Genomic DNA, 18574 nt, shown 5'->3' with positions numbered 1-18574 from the left:
CCTCTTTTCTTATTTCCCATGTTTAATTTCCCGCTTTGCCCATACTGAAGAATGCCGTCGACACTACATTTCCACGTCGTTTTTTGACGGAATATTTCCCGAAGTGTGTCGATTTCCCGGGAAATAGCGTTTATTTCCTGCCGATTCCCTTGCCGATTCCATAGTAGATATCCATTTCGGTTTCTGGCACCATTCCGCCTCCCGTCGCCCAGACAAGATGGGTTGCGGATGGAGCGTCGGCTAGTGGCACTCCATTGCGAATGACTTGGATTGGACCTGTCATTCCCGCGAGCGCTGACGGTTCGAGTCGGATGTCCTCAGTATCTGCAATCATTGACAGCAGCTCGAACATCGTGTCATCGCCAATGGTATAGCAGCCTTCAAGGAGCGGTTCCATCTTCTTACCGACAAATGCAGATGCTGTGCCAACAGCAAGTCCGTCCGCGGCAGTCTGATTGTCCAAACCGAAATCCGCGACGGATACTTTGTCATGCAATCCCGTCATCATGCCGATTGTCATGCATGGTGAATGCGTCGGTTCCGCGAAGAAGCAGTGGACATTGTCGCCAAATTGAAGCTTCAAACCGAAAGCGACGCCCCCCGGTCCCCCGCCTACACCACATGGCAAATAGACGAATAAAGGATTGTTTCCATCGACTTCGATACCACTCTCTTTTAATTGGGCAGCGACCCGTTCGCCTGCGACGGCGTAGCCGAGGAAGAGGTCGAGCGAGTTTTCATCATCAACGAAGTGGCAGAGCGGATCTGCTTCCGCCTGTCGTCTGCCTTCCTCGACCGCTTTGCTGTAATCGTCCGTATATTCGACGACTGTTACGCCTTTTTCACGGAGAAGATCTTTCTTCCATTGCTTCGCATCCGCGGACATATGGACCGTGACATTGAAGCCGAGCTTCGCACTCATGATGCCGATGCTCAATCCGAGATTTCCCGTCGATCCGACAGCGATTTTATGCTTCGCGAATAAATTACGGAATTCCGGCTCCGCGAATTTTGTGTAGTCCCCATCCTGTTTAATGAGCCCATGCTCCAAGGCAAGCGTTTCGGCATGCTTCAATACTTCGTAGATGCCGCCCCTCGCTTTGATGGAGCCCGAAATCGGGAGGGCGTTGTCTTGCTTCAACAGCAATTTCCCGGGAATTACAGTTTCATATATGGGAGCAAGTGCTTCTTTCATTTTCGGGATGGCGGTGATTGGTGACTCGATAATGCCATTTTCCTTTGCAGTTTCAGGAAATACTTTTGCGATGTACGGGGCAAAACGCTTTAACCGTTCGCTTGCGTCCTTCACGTCTGTTGCAGTGATGCCGGATTGCGCAATGCCTGTTGCACTGTCACCATTCAATGGGTTCTTCCATAGAACTTCCTGCTTCTCAATGATTTGTTTCAGTATTGGGAATTCTTCGACCCACTTCGCTTTTTCAGTTTTATCCACGGTTATCAGCCCCCAGTTAGAGAATTTCCTTCATTATAGCATGCGGGAATCTCTTATTTATTCAACACATATCGGTCGATTAAATCGCGGGTCAGTTCAAAACGGGGAGTGGACGTGTCGCTTCCCTCCGCTTCGACGCCGATGACGACCGTGATGATCCGCTTCCCCTCATAGATGCCTGTGCTTGCAAAACATGGCCCGGCTTCTTCGGTGTACCCCGTTTTCAACCCTTCCATGCCAGTCATCGCTTGCGGCATTCCCGGGAGCATGAGGTTTGTGTTCCATAGCTTCGTTCCTTCGCTCGTGGTGAAATCCGTCATGCGGGTGAATTCCAGTACTTCCGGATAGTTTATCAGAAGTTCATTCGCGATGGCGGCGACATCCCGGACTGTTGCGCGATTCGTCTCGTCTTCATCCAATCCCGTTGCATTGATGAAGCTGGTGTTCCGCAAGCCGAATGATTTGGCTTTCTTGTTCATCTGTATCACGAATTCCTCTTCCGTGCCGCTCACCATTTCGGCGAGTGCGACAGCCGCATCGTTTGCGGAAGTGACGGTCATGGCGGCGAAAAGTTCGCGGACATTGTATGTTTTATGCTTGTCCATTCCTAAAATGACCGCATATTTCGGTTGGTTCAACGCCGTTGTGGACGGCTTGTATTGGCTATCCCACGTGATTCGACCATCGGCAATCGCTTCGAGGACGATGTATTGGGTCATCAGCTTTGACATGCTTGCGATCGGCAATGCTTCCTTGGCGTTTTGCTCATAAAGGATCTTTCCGGAATCAGCTTCCATGACGATGGAAGCCTTTGCCTCGCTGTAGATGGGGTCCGCTTCTTTACGAGCGTCTTTATCCTTAATGAAGAAGAAAAATGCCATTGCGGCGACGAATAGGATTGCGAGAATTTTTTTCATATGGAAGACCACACCTTTCTGTAGTACTTCTATTGTCTACAACAAAGATGAAGATTCATGCATGGACTTTCTGAAGAATTTCTGAAGATGGGTGTTCCACACAATAAGGTCATCGCCCTTCTGCACACACCATCATCATCCGGACTGAATACGCTAGTAATAATAACGTCAGTGATGGTGGTGATTTGCATGGAGAGTGCGGGGATTTTAGCAGGTCCGATGTTACGGCGCGTCGATACAGAATCTGTTGCTATTTGGGTGGCGACAGACTGTCCTGTCGAGGTGAATGCTGCCATTTACTGTCTTGATACACTTATTCAGTTCGACACCGATACGAAGACTACATCTATACGGGCAGGCCATCGTTTGTTCATCCACCTAGTGCAGGTGCATGGGCAATTTCCAACGGAGACACTCCTTGGCTATGACCTGCTTTTTCGCGTTGGTAAAAACATAGTTACTTTGGCGAGCCTCGGATTGATTCACGATAATGAAGATTCCATCACGTACGATGGGCTTCCCTATCCTTCGTTTTTCATCCCCGCTAGTGCAGCTCCAACTTTTCTATATGCATCGTGCCGGAAATTTCACGGGAAGGGAGATGATGCTCTCGTTGCAGCAGATGCGCTTTTGCATAGGGAAACGAAGAATCTTGCGGCACGGCCGTGCGCTTTGTTTCTTACCGGAGACCAGATTTACGCAGATGATGTGGCGGATCCTTTATTTCCAGTCATCAGAACGGTTGCCGAACACTATATTGGTAAGGAAGATCTTTGGCAGTTCGATTTGCGCTTGCGGGGGGAGCCTTTTTCTAGTTCGTTAACGCAAGTGAATGGCCGGCAGTTTATTACGGAACGGTTTTGCCGGTTTACTTCAGGCAACGCTTCGAATCATCTGCTCACATTCGGGGAGTACGCAGCGATGTATTTACTATCTTGGAGTCCCTCGATGTGGGCGGGTGTTTACCTCCCTACTTTCGATGAGCTGGTGAGGGAAGGTGACCTGTATTTGTATTATCCTGACGATCATGGTGAGCTCGAGCGATGCAGGGTCCGTTTTGAAGAACAGGCCGGGCAGCTATTGCAGGCGATTGGTTCTCTCCATCGGATCCGTAGGCTTTTTGCGAATGTACCTACGTATATGATATTCGATGACCATGATGTGACGGATGACTGGAATTTATCTGCAGATTGGCGCAGTGCGGTGCTCGCTTCGCCTCTAGGAAAACATGTGATTGCGAACGGGCTTTGTGCATATTGGGCGTTCCAAGGTTGGGGCAATGAGCCACAACGGTTCGGGGAGGGGTTCCTACAGTCGATGTGTAGTCATTTCGACGGGTTCATTGCTGACTCAACTTCTTATAAGGTTTGGGCGAATCGTCTCTGGTCATTCAATGGCTGGCAATTCGTAGCGCCCACTACACCTGCTGCGCTGTTTTTAGATACGAGGACAATGCGTCAATTTGAAGATGAGCCGAAACCGGTGAAAGTTGGACGGATGTATAAAGAGAGCGTCCAAACTCCGAGGTTGATCGGCACGTCCGGTTGGAAGGTGACGGCCCGGACGCTATTGAAATCCCGGTGGACACGGGGCGACCCGCTGATCATTGTTTCGCCGACGCCGTTATATGGATTGGGCCTCATCGAATCAGTTCTCCATTCATATGTGTATCCGCTACGGACGCTTGGGTTTCCGATTCATGAAGTGCTTGATTTCGAGGCGTGGAAGTATAACGGCAGAGGGTTCACCGATTTCATCGGCCAGCTGTTCCATTGGAGCCTGTCCCGATGCATCATCCTGTCGGGGGATGTCCATTATGCTTCCGGGGTCCGGTCGCGCTTGACATCGAAACGGGAAGTGCTTGATATTTTGCAATTCACGAGCAGCCCTTCCCATAATATGAGCTTCTCGGGCGTTTGGGGAAAGCTTATGAAGATGGCGATTTGGGGAAATGCGAGGCGGCGGGTGAAGAAGACGATCTACCGGTATTGCGATGTAGGCTTTTCGATTCGGAATGGCGGGAAAGCGATTGACTGCCCGAAGGATGCCAAATGGCAGGAGGCTCTCCGTTATTTGGAGATGCAAGGCGGGGCGATTGTCGAGACGGAGAACAATATCGGGTTGGTCACCGTCGGGGAGACCGGCATCAGGCATTCGCTGCTGCAGATGGTCAGAGGTGAGATGAAAGAGATTCGTTTTGAGGATATTGAAGCTTCGCCGGTGTGAGCCGGCGGGGCTTATTTGGAGTGATTTATGCGTAAGGTTTATGATTTATGCGCCTTTCGGGATGGTTATGAGTACATTTAACGATTTATGCGCGATTGGGGGATTTTATGCACTTCTGTTGGGGTTTATGCGTGATTCGCGGAAATTATGAGCTATTAGGTTCTCCCTCTCGTGCAGAATGTCCTTCACAATCTTTGGATTAATTAAAAAAGAGACTACCATCGGATAGCCTCTTTCACTTTAATCATAGCTTTGTCCGTACGTCCCACAGTTCAGGGAAGAATTTATGGTCAAGGACGGATTTCAGATAGTCGACGCCTGATGAGCCGCCGGTGCCTGTTTTGAAGCCGATGATCCGTTCCACTGTTTTCATGTGGCGGAAGCGCCATTGCTGGTGGCTGTCTTCGATGTCGACGAGCTTTTCGGCAAGCTGGTACAAGTCCCAATAGCGGTCGACGTCGCGGTACACTTCGAGCCATGCGGATGCCACAGTCGGATCGCCTGTGTACGTGATCGAAAAATCGCGATTCAGCAAGTCGGGATTGATCGGGAATCCGGCGCGTGCAAGTGCGCGGATGGCGACGTCGTAAATACCCGGTGCCCCGAAGGCTGTCTGCAATTCGTTTGCGAGCTCGGGGTCTTTCTCGTAGATTTTCAATATGTGAGGCTGTTTGTAGCCGAGCGCAAACTCGATCTTTCGATTTTGGTAGGATTGGAAGCCCGATGCGCGGCCGAGGCTTTCGCGGAACTCCATGTACTCCGCTGGTGTTAATGTGGACAGGACATCCCACGCCTGGATGATCTGCGTCTGGACCCGGGAGACGCGTGCCAGCATTTTGAACGCTTCCGGCAGTTCGTCTTTTTCAATCAATTCAATTGCCGTGTTCAGTTCATGCAAAATGAGTTTCATCCATAATTCACTCACTTGGTGGATGATGATGAACAGCATTTCATCGTGATGGCCGGACAACCGTTCCTGGCTTGAGAGCACTTTATCGAGACGCAAATATTCGCCGTACGTCATATTGTCCCGGAAATCGGTATGAATTCCATTTTCTTTTTCACTCATGATTGCCACCTCCTTATTACTGCGCGCACTGGACTTCCGTCTCCGCCCTCAATCGGCAGTGGCAAGGCAATCAGTTCATAGTCGCCAGGTTCCACTCCAGTCAAAACGATGTTCTCCAGAATAAGCACGCCGTTGTCATACAGCGAATGATGGGCATCGAGCGTCTTGCTATGCTCAGAGTCAACGGAGGGCGTATCGACTCCGATCAGCCTTACGCCTCGTTCCTTCAATAAAGGTCCGATGTCCGCCCGCAAAACAGCATACGTTTCCGGAAACACATCCGGATCCGGACGGCTAGACGTCTTCAATAAAATCCGTTCAACACCGTCGAAATCAATTCCTTCCAAATCGGAGCGTCCTACGCTTTCAAGCCCCGAAACGTCAATGACGCGAGCTTTTCCGATGTAGACATCGATTGGCAGCTCATTCACTTTCATTCCGTTATCGTCATAATGGAAAGGCGCGTCAATATGCGTCCCCATATGCGTACTCGTCGTTATCTTTCCGATGTTGACGGAACCCGTGTCTGCTTTCGGGAACTCGACTTTGTAGGTAAACGGCGTATCTCCCGGCCATTCAGCGACTCCATTATGCAGACGCTGCGAAATATCGATCCACTCCCCCCTCATGCGACAACACCTCTTTTATTCTCAAACTTTTCGTACCGCTTTTCATCCATGATCACTTTCAGCTTCTGTATTGTATGCCAAACGTCCTCAAACGTATTGTAAAGTGCAACAGGCGCGAGCCTTATGCCGTTCGGCGCGCGGAAGTCCGGAATGACGCCGTCTTCTTTCAACGCCTTGCATATGCGCGCCGCTTCCTTATGCTCAAGCAATACATGGCCACCGCGATTTTCATCAATCGGATTACCGATTGTGAATTCCATTCCGCCTAGCTCCTGTTCAATCAATTTGAGCATATAGCCCGTCAACTCGAGCGATTTCGCACGGATTGCCGAGATGCCGACTTCCTCGAACATGTCGAGGGATCCGATGACAGGCGCCAAGCTTAGCACATGGGGAGTACCAATTTGATAAGCGCCCGAATCCAACGCGGGATCCATCGTATGTTCCATATCGAATTGCGACTCCTTTTTCGAACCGAACCACCCCGTAAGTCCCGGCGCCATGCCGAAATGCTTTTCATGGACGAACAGGCCGCCGACCGAACCAGGCCCGCCGTTCAGATGCTTATACGTACACCAGAATGCGAAATCCGTCCCCCAGTCATGGAGCGAATGCTCGACTGCTCCGATCGAATGGCATAGGTCGAAGCCGATCGGGATATTCCGTTCATTCGCAGCCTTCGTCAATTTCTCCATATCGAGGATTTGCCCGCTCCTGTACAGGACAGCCGGCAACACGATGAGCGCCACGTCGTCTGTCATCGCGTCGATAATGTCCTCTTCAAGCAAATAGCGTCCGTCGCGGCTTTTGACACGGATGAGATGAATGTCCGGATCATACCCTTTCAACTGAAGCTGGCTTTTCAGCGCATAAATATCCGACGGAAAATTCAATTCATCAGCGAGTATTTTCGTTTTATTGCCATCAGGCTTGTAAAACGTTGAGACAAGTTGATGCAAGTTCGTTGTCGTAGAGCCGGTTGCTATGACTTCCCCTTTGAACCCCCCGACGAGCGGTGCCATCTTCTCCCCGACCTGTTCGGATAAATAAAACCAAGGATGCTCCCCCTCCGTCCATCCGTCAATGCCTAGCGTTTTCCAGGAATTGAGCAAGTCGTGCAGCGTTTGCTCCGCCCTTTTGGACAATAAACCGAGTGAGTTGCCATCCATGTAGATTGTGTTTGCCGGTATGTAAAATTCGTTCCTGTAGGAAGCGAGCGTGTCGTGGCTATCTCGATCCTGTGCGTTGGATAAAGTGTGGTGTGTCATGCAGATCCCCCTTTTATTTTGGTAAGAAAAGCATAGCATATTCGCGAAAGGGTGGACATTCTGAATTTGTGGAAATATCAGGTATACGTTGGGATTTTCGGTTAGCGTTGGGGATTGCTTTGGTCGCGGATTGGCTTGCTTTGAGCGCGTATCGACTCACTTTGAGCGCGGAGCGGCTCACTTTGGACGCGAGGCGGCTTGCTTTGGACGCGATTGCAAGCAGGCAGAAAAAAAGGCAAAGGAATAACTCCTTCACCTGCTAACACCCTCTTATTTGAACCATCCTTTTTCCTTAAACCGCGAAATTGCTTCGATCCGATTGCCGACCTCCAGCTTTTCAAGAATGACCGATATGTAGTTCCTTACTGTTCCCGGTGTCAGAAACAGCTCCCCCGCAATTTCTTTCGTCGTCTTCCCCTCTGCAACGAGGCCCAGCACTTGGCTTTCGCGGTCGGTCAGCGGGTTTTCGGAGTCCTCTTCGTACGCGATATCGACGAGCTCGGGTGCATAGATCCGGCGTCCTTCCTGGATCGCATGGATGGAATTGACAAGCTCCTCGATCGGACTGTCTTTCAATAAATAACCGCGAACCTTGGCCTTTCGCGCGCGTTCAAAATAGCCCGCCCGCGCAAATGTCGTTAAGATGATGATCTTGCAGTCCATCCCGCTCAGCTCTTCTGCCGCATCCAAGCCGGTCTTGATCGGCATCTCGATATCCATGATGCAAATATCGGGTTTATGTTCCTTCACGAGGCGGACTGCTTCCTCGCCGTTCCGTGCCATTCCTACGACTTGCATATCATCTTCCATATTCAAAAGGGAGCCTAATGCGCCTAACATCATTCCTTGGTCTTCCGCAATGACGATTCGAATCACTATTACCCCTCCTCCACTTGATGTGTAATGACGATCGGTATCCGGATCGTCAATGTCGTTCCGCTCTCCTCTTCGATTTCGAGCGAGCCATTCACGAATTCCAGACGTTCCCTCATGCCCTTCAAGCCCGTGCTGACTGATTTTACCGCTTTCATCCCTTTTCCGTTATCGTGGACGATAATCGACACTTCATCTTCCTTCTGCTTGAAAATGACATTGCAAACCGTCGCTTCACTATGCTTTACAACATTTGTGACAGCCTCTTTCAGGCACATGCCGAGGACATTTTCAAAATTTGACGGAATATGGGTCACGGCCGGGTTTCCTTCAATCCTCAATTCGATTTCTGCGGCAGCTAGAATTTGACGAGCACGCATCACTTCATCCACAAGCCGTGTCGCACGCATATCCGCCACAAGCTCACGCACTTCCTTCAGCGCTGTGCTGACCGTTTGGCGGATGTCATTCAGTTCTTGTTCCGCCGCTTCCGGACTTTTTGAAATCAATCTTCGGGCCAAGTCGCTTTTCAATCCAATCATCGATAGTTTCTGCCCGAGCGTGTCATGAAGGTCCCTTGCGATTCGCTCCCGTTCCTCCAGCAATATTAGCTCTGAAATGCGCTCATTCGCGTCCTCCAACTGATCTTCAAGTCTTTCGCGCTTGCTTCGATTGTACAGATTGAACGGAAGCAGGATGACACCGATCACCGTTATGAGAATGAAATGGACTTGCGGTAAAAAGAGGTTGATCTCCAGGAAAAATCCTGTAACAATCGCACCAACCGTAAAAAAGATATGAAGGCCATACATGATGAAGAATCCTACCGTTGATCTGATATTTCCGATGAAAAACGCAGTAAAAATGGACAGGTAGACGTAGCCGAACAAAAGTGTCATGACAATATTGATGACGATTTCGAAGCTGACCCACATATAGACGAGCCCGCTTTTTGATTTGATTGAAAAGAAATAGGAGATGAAGAAAAGTACTAATAGTCCGGTCCCGACTGAGATTCCGACAGCAGACCATGTCCGAAATATGAAAAAGAACGGCAATAGGCAAAAAACGACCCATGCATAAATACTGAGCCACCGATTTTTCGGGAAAATACTATACCATTTTTGCATCCATTTCACCGTCCTGTTTCTTCCATTGTACCAAAAACACACAGCCGCCTCATAGGAAGGCGGCTGCGTCTTATTATTTACTGTCAAAGCTTGTTTGTTTCCGTTTCAATTCATTCAAATTAATGCCTGGTGTGGCACGTTTGACCGCGTTTTTCACTTCTTTGAATGTGATGAACCGCTTGTTTTGCGGGTCATATACTTTATAGCGGAGCGATTCCAAGCTTGTTTTGATATTAATTGTCGTCGCCATTTGAAGTGGCGGCGTTGACTCATGCGCTTTTTCCAAGTTGTAGTTCGGAACGCGTGGAGCCAAATGATGGACGTGGTGGAAGCCGATGTTGCCAGTCGCCCATTGTAGGACTTTCGGCAATTTGTAATACGAGCTGCCTTCCACTGCCGCTTTCACGTAATCCCACTCGGATTCTTCCTCGAAATAAGAGTCCTCGAATGTATGTTGGATGTAGAAAAGCCAGATGCCGAGCGCAGCAGAGACAAACATGATCGAACCTTGAACGATGAGGAATGCCTGCCAGCCGACGAGCCATACCATGAATGCATAGAGTGCGACGAGAACGACATTCGTCAAGTATGTGTTGTTACGTTCTTTAGAACGTGCATCTTTTCGGTTTACTCTACCTGTAATGAGTACCAAATATAGCGGTCCGAGCCCGAACATGACAAGGGGATTCCGGTAGCATCGATACTTGAACTTAACCCAATTCGAAGCTTCGATATATTCTTCAACCGTCATGACCCAGATGTCTCCGACGCCCCGCTTATCCAAGTTGGAGCTTGTCGCGTGGTGAATCGCGTGCTCGCGTTTCCATTTCTCATATGGGAACAGCGTGAGGATTCCTGTAATCGTACCGACAATATCATTCGCTTTTTTGTTTTTAAAGAAAGAACCATGCGTGCAGTCGTGGAAAATGATGAATGTCCGTACGACAAAGCCCGCTGTGAGTATTGCAATCCCGATCGTCAACCAAATCGATACCGACAAGCTCTGATACGCCAAAAACCATAGAATAAATATAGGCGGAACCGTATTAATCAATTGGATGACACTCTTTTTTAAATCCGATTTGGCATAAGGTGCAACATTTTTGTGCAATTGCTTCGTTTTTTCCTTGCTCATTGTAAACGCCTCCTCGATAATTTTCCTTATTTCCATACTAGTATGCTTACCCATTTTGCAGAATAGATGAACGTCATAACTTTTCATATGACAAGTGTCATTTTTTGTGAAGGCATTCACAAAGAATAGGAACGAGATATAAGGTTTATGCGTGTTTTTCTGGAGTTATGCGTAAGTAATTACGTTTATGCGTGCGTTTGGAGAGTTATGCGCGAGTTTTAACGTTTATGCGGGATTCAGAGGAGTTATGCGTGAATTTCAGGGTTTATGCGTGATATGCAATTTTAGGTACGACGAGCACAATCTCGTCTGGGAGAAGTTTAAATTACTAATGCATGCGTTTGACAAATCAAGAGGTTCAATTACATAGTGATTCACATATAAAAAACAGACATCCCATTAAGAGATGTCTGCATTCATCACCCGTTCGCTTGTACGGCTGCTTTGAGATTGGATTGACTGATTTTGTAATGGCTTGCATGCCATGCTGCTTCGCCATCCTTCAGTAAGAATAGCTGTGGACTCTCATGCTGGATGCTCAATTCGCTTTCGATTTCATTTGACAGTCGGCGGCTTCTTTGGACAATCAGATAGTATTTCGGTATCTCCGTTTCGAATCTTTCGAACTCCCGATACCCTGCTGCGCTTATCGGGCACGTCGAGCTATGCTTCATCAGTAAGACCGGCTCTTTATTCGATTGACTCCGTACTTGTTCCCATTCTTCAATGGATCGGATCTCTTTCATTAGATGATCTCTCCTTTCCCTATTTGAGGGGTCATTCGCAACTAATAGACGGTGGATGGGTCGCCTTACTGCCATGTATACCCTTTTGCGGCAAGGAAAATCTTTCCGGTGTGCGAATAATAGGAGAGCCACGACGAGTATGGCGGCAACCGTTTGGGGCCATTCTTTCGTTAATCCAAACAAGAATAGCGGCGACAGGGCCATAGCACTTAATCCGACGAGGCTGAAGTTTTTCAGGAATGGGTAAAAAATGAGGAACACGACAACAAAACTAGCGACGACAATCGGGTTGAATGAAAGCATCCCACCAATGAACGTCGATACCCCTTGCCCGCCGCGGAACTTATGGACAATTGGATATATATGCCCTGCCATGACGGCAATGAGGCATACCAGTTGAAGCCATTCGTCCATCCCTAGCCATCTGGCAAGTGAGACGACGGCCGCTCCCTTTACTGCATCTCCAATGAACGTCAATACAAAGCCGGTTTTTCCGAACACTCTTCCTGCATTTCGCGCTCCAGGATTTCCGCTGCCTGCTAAGCGGATGTCTTGTCGGAACAACAATTTACCGATGACAGTTGCCATCAGCAAATTGCCAATCAAATATGCGCAGATGAGCAACACCGTGACTTCCATTCATTCCCACCCCACTTTCCTACTTCACAATATGCAGCACCATGTCTTTTCCTGTACAATATGTCGCAGAAGAGAGGATGATCTAGTTGAAGGAATCACCAATTCGCCCTTCTGTGGCCATCATTTTATGTATTGTTTTCGGTAGTGCCTTTGCTTTCCTAGTCACAGCGATTCTCAGCGATATGGTCGGCGGATTTGACAGATCGGTCATTGATGCCATGCAAGGGTTGGAAGCGTCTTGGTTGACGTCAATTATGCTCGCTTTCACATTCATCGGCTCCACGAAAGTCGTCATGCTCCTTACCATCGCATTGACCGTTCTTCTACTATGGAAGTTCGGCTCTAGAAGCCAAGCCTACTACTTTTTCTTTACAATGATCGGGACCATTATATTATTCCAAGCTTTGAAGCTCATTTTCAAAAGGCCCCGTCCTGAGTTCCATCGTCTCACCGAGGTGGGTGGCTACAGCTTTCCGAGCGGTCATGCAATGATGGCCTTCAGTCTCTACCTGCTTTTCATTTATTTGCTATGGCGTCATATACAATCGACTGCAGGCAGGATCGCCTTAGTGGCCTTTGCAATTTTCATGTTCGTCATGATTTCCGCGAGCCGCATCTATCTAGGCGTCCATTTCCCGAGCGATATCCTCGGAGGCATGATTGCAAGCGCATTTTGGCTTACACTTACGTTGTTACTGTTCGTCCTATTTCAGAATCAGAAGAAACGCAGCCTCGTCGAAGACTGACGAGGCCCTTTTCATTCGGTGAATTTAGCCGTTTCCTCTTCGGATAAAATCCGCGGTTCGAAGTTCCCAACTTCCATATAGTCAACGCGCTCATCCACCGCAATTTTGAACACATACGGATCGCTAGTCTTTTCAATGGATTGGACGTTCGATTGCATTTCTTCGTAATAGCCCTTCACTTCCTGCTCCACCCAAAATGGCACATCTCGATTCGGCACGACAATTTCCTTTTCTTTCTCCTTCCGCTCATCCTCCCATTGTTGCTTCGCTTCAGAATCCATGCAGAAATAAATCTTCTGCAAGGTATCGATCACTTCTCCGAATCCGATGATCAGCAATCCAATGAGGAAATGTATTGCGACAATGCCGAGGAATGCAAACAACGTCGAGCCTGTAAGCCCGCTAGCATACTGCATTTCTCCCCATTCATTCATGAACTCGCCACCGCCCATTTTCGCCATCATCGACAACGAAATGATTCCTTGGATGACTCCCCATGCGATCACGACAACTCCGGCAATCTTAATGAGATATCCGATGAAACTTTGTTTCGTGAACAAGTTGCTCAACATGACCACTCTCCCATTTTAATTTCCACTTATCTTGTGTACGATTGAGAGATATGGATAGTTTCATTATGAGGAGGAATGACATGCTTCCATTTACAGAAAGAGTTGTGCAGATCATCGGGGACATCCCTGCAGGCAAGGTCATGACATATGGACAAGTAGCAAGCGCAGCAGGCAGTCCGCGAGGCGCAAGACAAGTCGTCAGGGTCCTCCACTCGATGAGCGCTAAATACGACTTGCCTTGGCATCGTATCATCAATGCGCAAGGCGGCATATCAACCCCTTCCGATCGGGAAGAAAAAGGCGGTTTGCAGCGAGAGTTGCTAGAGGCGGAAGGCGTGAAATTCTTGCCAAACGGTAAAGTGGATCTGCAAGTCTATCGATGGTTTCCTGAAGAGGAATTCATGTGGTGAAATTCAAATGGCCTGCCGTTCACGACTTACGACACGTTGGATGGACAAGACCCGGTCTATTTTGAACGTACGTTTCTCATGACGCAGATGGCAGTAGGCCGTGAATGAATCGATGCCGACTGCCAGGATGCGCACGCGTCTCTTCGTCAGTGTGCCATCCGCCCCCATATAGATCATTTCAGCCAATTCATGGCGTTGGCATATCTTCAGTAAAGCCTGTCGCATAGCTGTCATCTCCATTCGGAACATTTGTTCTCATTATATGCGAACGATTGGAGAAAAACAACTAGTTTTCATTTGAAAGGGGTGAGTAATATGTGGAAAGAATTTAAGGAATTTGCGTTCAAAGGAAACGTCCTAGACCTTGCAATTGCCGTCGTCATCGGGGCAGCATTCGGGAAAATCGTATCATCGCTCGTCGATAACATCATTATGCCGCTCCTCGTTGCAATCACTGGGAAGGTTGACGTATCAAAACTCGAGGTGGCAATCGGGGCGACTCCTATTAAATATGGTCTCTTTTTACAATCCATCATTGATTTCATCATTATCGCATTCTCGATTTTCCTATTCGTACGTCTCTTAATGAAGTTCAAGCGGAAAGAAGAGCCGGCAAAGGATGAAGAGCCTGCTCTTGATGCAAAAGAGGAATTATTGAAAGAAATCCGTGATTTATTGAAGGAAAAACAATGACGAAAATGCCGGTCTTTTTACAAACCGGCATTTTTTCTATTACTCTGCCCCGGCTCCACCGCCGCCGCCATCTCCTCCACCTCCGCCACTGTAGCCGCCGGAATCACTGGATCCGCCTCCCCAAGAGGATCCGCTTTTGTTGATGCTCATCGGACCCCAAGTGGAGTAGGTGAAATAAAGAGGATCCGTTTGCAATGCGAAAAGGGGCGCTAGCGAAGAGGATTCAGGCAAACCCCTTTTAATCCTTGGAAGTCTTTTCTTTGATTTATTCAATAAATAAGCTCGTGTAATCCACCGGTCAGCTTCGTCGGAATGGAGATAATCCGGTATTCCCCTCTTCATCTGTCGCCTGTATTTAGTAATGCTCATCTTCGTGTAAAGTGCGGTAAACGAGATTGGAACCGCCTTTGGAATCAAGAAGAAGAAAACTGCGCCACAAATGACCGCAGAAAGGACAGCTTCTGTTACTTCTGAAGCAACGATTTGTGCCCCAGCAGAAAACATTCCGATAAAGAATAGGATAGCGGGCCATTTATTTCCAGGGTTTGTACTGTAAAAATAATACACGATGCCAGCAACAATCGCGGGGAAGGCAATCCCCCAGCCACCCGCGCCATCCGCGTAAAATCCATACATCGTCGTTATCGTAAGCAAAAGGAAAATAACTACCTTCATCATTTTCGGCACCTTTGTCGAAAGGGCACCCGCCTCCTCCATTAGATTAAGCACATCCTCATGCCAGATTTCATGGTTTCCATGGAATTGCCGCTGTTTCCGCAGATAAGTCCGATTCTCCTTATCTTCACGTACTGAAGGTCCGGCCATGTCGTGCAAATGGAATTTCCGATGACCGACCCTTCCCTTGAATAGCCACGTCACCAAATATTGTTCATGGGGCAGTAATGTATGCTTGGATTTTTTCAATTGTTCATTCGACTGAAGCAAGCGAAAGACAAGCGTCTTGTCGGGTGCGCCTTCCTTCCCTTGGAACCGTGCCGCTGATTCTGTCAATTCCGCTTTGATAATTCCTTTTTCGACGAGTGAAAATAGCCCTGCCAGAAAGTTTTTCCGATTGAACCGCCCATTTTGATCGACAAAAGCCAAATATGACGGATCGGTCTGTAATACAAGATCCGTGCTGCCGAACAAGGTGAACACCCGCTGCCTCAGTAGGATGAGTATGCCGAGCAGTACGATGAATGAAATACTCAGGCCATCCGCTACGTTTTTCGCGGCTGGTATATTCGCCCACCTTGACTCCTTTTTATCAATGAGCTGCTGTTCCTTCCGGATTGCTTCCTCGAATGAAACAGGCGCTGCGATTTTTTGCTGCTCGGTCATAATTGTCGAAGGGAACAGCACGCGGGTTCCCGTCACTGTGTATGCAGCTGATTTTGGTGTATGAAATGTGATGCCGTTGCGATAAACCTTACGTACCTGCCCTTCTCGGTCGTGCAGAAATCCATGGATTTGGTCCTTGCCGGCATCGCCCGGCATCGCGTAGGTGATGTCTACATTATTCAAGTCCATGTCATGATTGCTGCCCCCTTCGAAAAAGGTGATAGCTAAATCACTATATGTATCGTATGAGGTCACCGCATTCTGCATCGTGTAGACATACAGTACATTCATCGTGTCATTCTCCGCCTGGACTTCAGTCGCATACGTGCTGCCTTTGCGGGACACCACCGCTCTCGTTATGGCGGATTCATCGATTTCCCCTACAATAGGATCTTTGCTCGCGATTTGATACGCCTCAAAGTTATGAATCTGGCCAAGATGCTTCTCCGGAAACGACCGCGTCAATCGCGAAAACGATCCATCCAATGTATACGTGAACACCTCATTCACGAGCATATCGCCATTCGGCTGCACCCACCCCTTGATCTGCACCCGGTCAATCGTGAAGGACTTCGCATGGACATGGGTTGGTGAAAGGATGAATAGCATGATTATGAACACAATTATCTTCCGCATCGGAACACCCCCTATTGCTTTATTAGGATACGGCGAATGGAGGGGAAGGGTTTCAAATTCGCTCTAAATTGGGTGTTTTGGCATGTTGGTGTAGCATGCTTCGTGGTTTTGCTCGAGTTCGCGCTAGTTATGCGCGAGTTTCACATAGTTTTGCTCACTTCGGACTTAGGTCTCCCCCGGTATGCTCCCAAATTTATAGCATCCTCCAAGTTCAACATACGCATTCAGTTTGTCAAAGGCATTTAGCGCGAAGTCGACATTCTCATGTCCAACAAGTTTTCCGCGAACAACGATATTCCAACACCCTCGCATCTCCCGTTGCCACCTTCCCGAAGTGATGCTACAATGGAATGTAGGATTTACGATAAAAAGGAGTGAAGTCTTCATGTGGTTCCTATACATCATGTACACGCTGTTCGCTTTTATCATCCTTGGTACAACATTTGGTCTTGTCAGCACATTCAACAATCATAAGTGATTGTTGAAGTGCTTTTTTTTGGTTAATCGCGGCATCGCGCGTGTAAATTGAAAAGGTGTCCCGCGGCCTCGATTGGCTGTGGAACACCTTTTTCTTATACTTGTGGAGGTAAAATCGATGGTGGTGTTAGATTGTCCTTTCCTTTAGTGTTTGTGTGTACGCTGTCATCCGGTTCCAATGCCAAAGCGCTTCCTGTTCCTGCAAATGCAGCAAGCAGTGCTGTCAACAAGATAATGGATAATTTTCGTTTCATCATTCCTTCTCCCCTTTTTCATAGTGATATAAACTGTACTTCGCGGCTTTTCCGTAGTCGCCAGTGGATCGGTAATAGGTTGCCAACCTCCAGGCGATACTTCTTGCTTCCCCTATATAACCATGTTTTTTCATAAAAGGAAATACTATTTGTTCACAATAGTCGAAAAGCTCTTGTTGGGAAAGTTTAGTATGCCGAAAGTAATTCAACTGTATCGTTAAATACGGGTCATTCTTCCTCTCCGATAGTACTTTCAATTCTTCCAGCAACGGATCTATTTCTTTATTCTTTTCAACGGCGGTTTGCAATAAATGAATGAGGATTGCTTGATAATAATCTGCTCCGGGTTCCAACAACGCTTTTAATTCCTGCAACATCTCATAGGCAGATTCATGGAAACCCCTGCGGTTTTGTAATACTGAATAATTATAGAGCGCTCCCTGATACAACTGATCCATCTCCATCATCTTCGCATTGCGGAGAATTATTTTAAACAAGGCGTCAGCCTGCAGGATGAAGTCGCGGTTTGTATAATTGATGGCAAGCAGAAGCTGGGCGTGCAGCAAGCGGATGTAATTGCAGTCCTTCCGGAAGTGGTCGACAGCCATTTCTGCAAAGTAGGTCGATCTGCCGTATTGTGCTCGGTTGTGAAGCAAATACGCTTTCTGATAAAACAACTCCCCTTCGAACATAAAGGGAATCCGTTCGCGGTACTCTTCTATCTGTTCAAGAAGATTTTCCGCCTCTGTAAAGTTTTGCGAAAAAATGTCGTACATCAGGTGAATGACTTTGGATACGGCTTTTTCATAATCCGTGAAGGATGTCTCCATTCGTTTCAAGATGAAGACTTGTTGTGTAGCGCGAGGCATGTCCTGTTTGAATAAATAATAACGTAATTTGTAGAGCTCATACCGGTTCACCAAGTCCGTCGATTGCAAATAGTCTATTTGAGTAGAAAGCTCTTTGTATACCTCATCCATCGATTTCAGGTCATAGTAGACCGAGTGCATGATGAAGGTTTCCAATTTCTCTTTCCAATATTCATATGTAAGTACTTCCCGTTCCCAAACAACACCCATCCGTTTAAACAATTCATTGATCGTTTCGCCGTTTGGAATGTATTTATTCGACTCGATCTTACTTAAATGGGAAATGGAACAGACACCTTTGCTGAGTTCTGCCTGTGTTAAGTTGTTTTTCATTCGGTAGTATTTTAGGATGGATCCAATATTCATCATTTGCACCCCCGTAAATTTCTTATTATTCAAACATATCATTTTGAGTGAACGAACACATGAGAAAACAGTCCCAGGGGAGTATGGGACTGTTTTCGGCCTAATGTATGGGATTTTCATTAGGA

Annotated in this window: 18 protein-coding genes; 4 read left to right on the top strand and 14 right to left on the bottom strand. The window is 47.7% G+C overall.

Translation table 11 applies throughout. From position 1 onward, the window contains the following. Positions 1 to 130: 130 nt before the first annotated feature. Complete coding sequence (locus OC538_RS11940; RefSeq protein ID WP_262175656.1) at positions 131 to 1453, bottom strand: D-serine ammonia-lyase; 1323 nt, start codon at positions 1451 to 1453, stop codon at positions 131 to 133. A gap of 53 nt (positions 1454 to 1506) precedes the next feature. Beyond that, entirely contained in the window at positions 1507 to 2370 is an 864-nt protein-coding gene (locus OC538_RS11935) for a D-alanyl-D-alanine carboxypeptidase family protein (protein ID WP_262175652.1), read from the bottom strand. A gap of 57 nt (positions 2371 to 2427) precedes the next feature. On the opposite strand from OC538_RS11935, the gene OC538_RS11930 reads away from it, so the two are divergent. Then, on the top strand, positions 2428 to 4596 hold the full coding sequence (locus tag OC538_RS11930; RefSeq protein ID WP_262175648.1) for a hypothetical protein: 2169 nt from the start codon (positions 2428 to 2430) through the stop codon (positions 4594 to 4596). A gap of 244 nt (positions 4597 to 4840) precedes the next feature. Here OC538_RS11930 and kynA read toward each other — a convergent pair whose 3' ends face one another. From kynA to ytxJ, 7 genes are all read right to left on the bottom strand, one after another. After that, positions 4841 to 5665, bottom strand: coding sequence for a tryptophan 2,3-dioxygenase (gene kynA, locus OC538_RS11925; RefSeq protein WP_262175645.1), 825 nt, complete (start codon positions 5663 to 5665; stop codon positions 4841 to 4843). Continuing rightward, positions 5662 to 6294 (bottom strand): arylformamidase, encoded by a 633-nt coding sequence (gene kynB / locus OC538_RS11920; protein WP_262175642.1) that lies wholly within the window; start codon positions 6292 to 6294, stop codon positions 5662 to 5664. The genes kynA and kynB overlap by 4 nt, the downstream gene beginning before the upstream one ends. After that, a complete protein-coding gene (kynU, locus tag OC538_RS11915) occupies positions 6291 to 7562 on the bottom strand; it encodes a kynureninase (RefSeq protein WP_262175639.1) in 1272 nt (423 codons plus the stop codon). The genes kynB and kynU overlap by 4 nt, the downstream gene beginning before the upstream one ends. Before the next feature lie 270 nt (positions 7563 to 7832). Beyond that, on the bottom strand, positions 7833 to 8438 hold the full coding sequence (locus tag OC538_RS11910) for a response regulator transcription factor (RefSeq protein WP_251695603.1): 606 nt from the start codon (positions 8436 to 8438) through the stop codon (positions 7833 to 7835). A gap of 2 nt (positions 8439 to 8440) precedes the next feature. Further along, on the bottom strand, positions 8441 to 9565 hold the full coding sequence (locus tag OC538_RS11905) for a sensor histidine kinase (protein ID WP_251695604.1): 1125 nt from the start codon (positions 9563 to 9565) through the stop codon (positions 8441 to 8443). Between the two features lie 73 nt (positions 9566 to 9638). Then, entirely contained in the window at positions 9639 to 10700 is a 1062-nt protein-coding gene (locus OC538_RS11900; protein ID WP_251695605.1) for a fatty acid desaturase, read from the bottom strand. A 419-nt stretch (positions 10701 to 11119) separates the two neighbouring features. Beyond that, on the bottom strand, positions 11120 to 12085 hold the full coding sequence (gene ytxJ, locus OC538_RS11895) for a bacillithiol system redox-active protein YtxJ (RefSeq protein WP_251695606.1): 966 nt from the start codon (positions 12083 to 12085) through the stop codon (positions 11120 to 11122). Positions 12086 to 12171: 86 nt separating this feature from the next. Between ytxJ and OC538_RS11890 the strand changes: the two genes are divergently transcribed. After that, the gene (locus OC538_RS11890; RefSeq protein WP_251695607.1) at positions 12172 to 12831 is read left to right on the top strand and encodes a phosphatase PAP2 family protein; all 660 of its coding nucleotides are present in this window, start codon (positions 12172 to 12174) and stop codon (positions 12829 to 12831) included. Positions 12832 to 12842: 11 nt separating this feature from the next. Here the strand turns inward: OC538_RS11890 and OC538_RS11885 are convergent, their stop codons facing one another. Then, positions 12843 to 13403, bottom strand: coding sequence for a hypothetical protein (locus tag OC538_RS11885; protein ID WP_251695608.1), 561 nt, complete (start codon positions 13401 to 13403; stop codon positions 12843 to 12845). An 80-nt stretch (positions 13404 to 13483) separates the two neighbouring features. Here OC538_RS11885 and OC538_RS11880 point away from each other — a divergent pair, with 80 nt between their 5' ends. Beyond that, complete coding sequence (locus tag OC538_RS11880; RefSeq protein ID WP_251695609.1) at positions 13484 to 13813, top strand: MGMT family protein; 330 nt, start codon at positions 13484 to 13486, stop codon at positions 13811 to 13813. A gap of 3 nt (positions 13814 to 13816) precedes the next feature. Here OC538_RS11880 and OC538_RS11875 read toward each other — a convergent pair whose 3' ends face one another. Next, the gene (locus OC538_RS11875; RefSeq protein ID WP_251695610.1) at positions 13817 to 14038 is read right to left on the bottom strand and encodes a transcriptional regulator; all 222 of its coding nucleotides are present in this window, start codon (positions 14036 to 14038) and stop codon (positions 13817 to 13819) included. 90 nt (positions 14039 to 14128) lie between these two features. On the opposite strand from OC538_RS11875, the gene mscL reads away from it, so the two are divergent. After that, on the top strand, positions 14129 to 14506 hold the full coding sequence (gene mscL / locus OC538_RS11870; RefSeq protein WP_251695611.1) for a large conductance mechanosensitive channel protein MscL: 378 nt from the start codon (positions 14129 to 14131) through the stop codon (positions 14504 to 14506). Positions 14507 to 14545: 39 nt separating this feature from the next. Here the strand turns inward: mscL and OC538_RS11865 are convergent, their stop codons facing one another. The 3 genes from OC538_RS11865 to OC538_RS11855 all read right to left on the bottom strand — a co-directional run bounded on the left by OC538_RS11865 (position 14546) and on the right by OC538_RS11855 (position 18452). Continuing rightward, positions 14546 to 16483: a DUF2207 domain-containing protein gene (locus tag OC538_RS11865; RefSeq protein ID WP_262175628.1), complete on the bottom strand. Its 1938-nt coding sequence runs from the start codon at positions 16481 to 16483 to the stop codon at positions 14546 to 14548. A 572-nt stretch (positions 16484 to 17055) separates the two neighbouring features. Then, positions 17056 to 17214: a hypothetical protein gene (locus OC538_RS11860; RefSeq protein ID WP_262175626.1), complete on the bottom strand. Its 159-nt coding sequence runs from the start codon at positions 17212 to 17214 to the stop codon at positions 17056 to 17058. Continuing rightward, positions 17214 to 18452 (bottom strand): helix-turn-helix domain-containing protein, encoded by a 1239-nt coding sequence (locus OC538_RS11855; protein ID WP_262175624.1) that lies wholly within the window; start codon positions 18450 to 18452, stop codon positions 17214 to 17216. The genes OC538_RS11860 and OC538_RS11855 overlap by 1 nt, the downstream gene beginning before the upstream one ends. Between the last annotated feature and the right edge of the window lie 122 nt (positions 18453 to 18574).

Source organism: Saccharococcus sp. Marseille-Q5394 (assembly GCF_946901335.1).
Taxonomy (GTDB): domain Bacteria; phylum Bacillota; class Bacilli; order Bacillales_A; family Planococcaceae; genus Sporosarcina; species Sporosarcina luteola_C.
The sequence above is the reverse complement of the archived record's forward strand: the minus strand, read 5'-3'. Positions and strand labels throughout refer to the sequence as shown.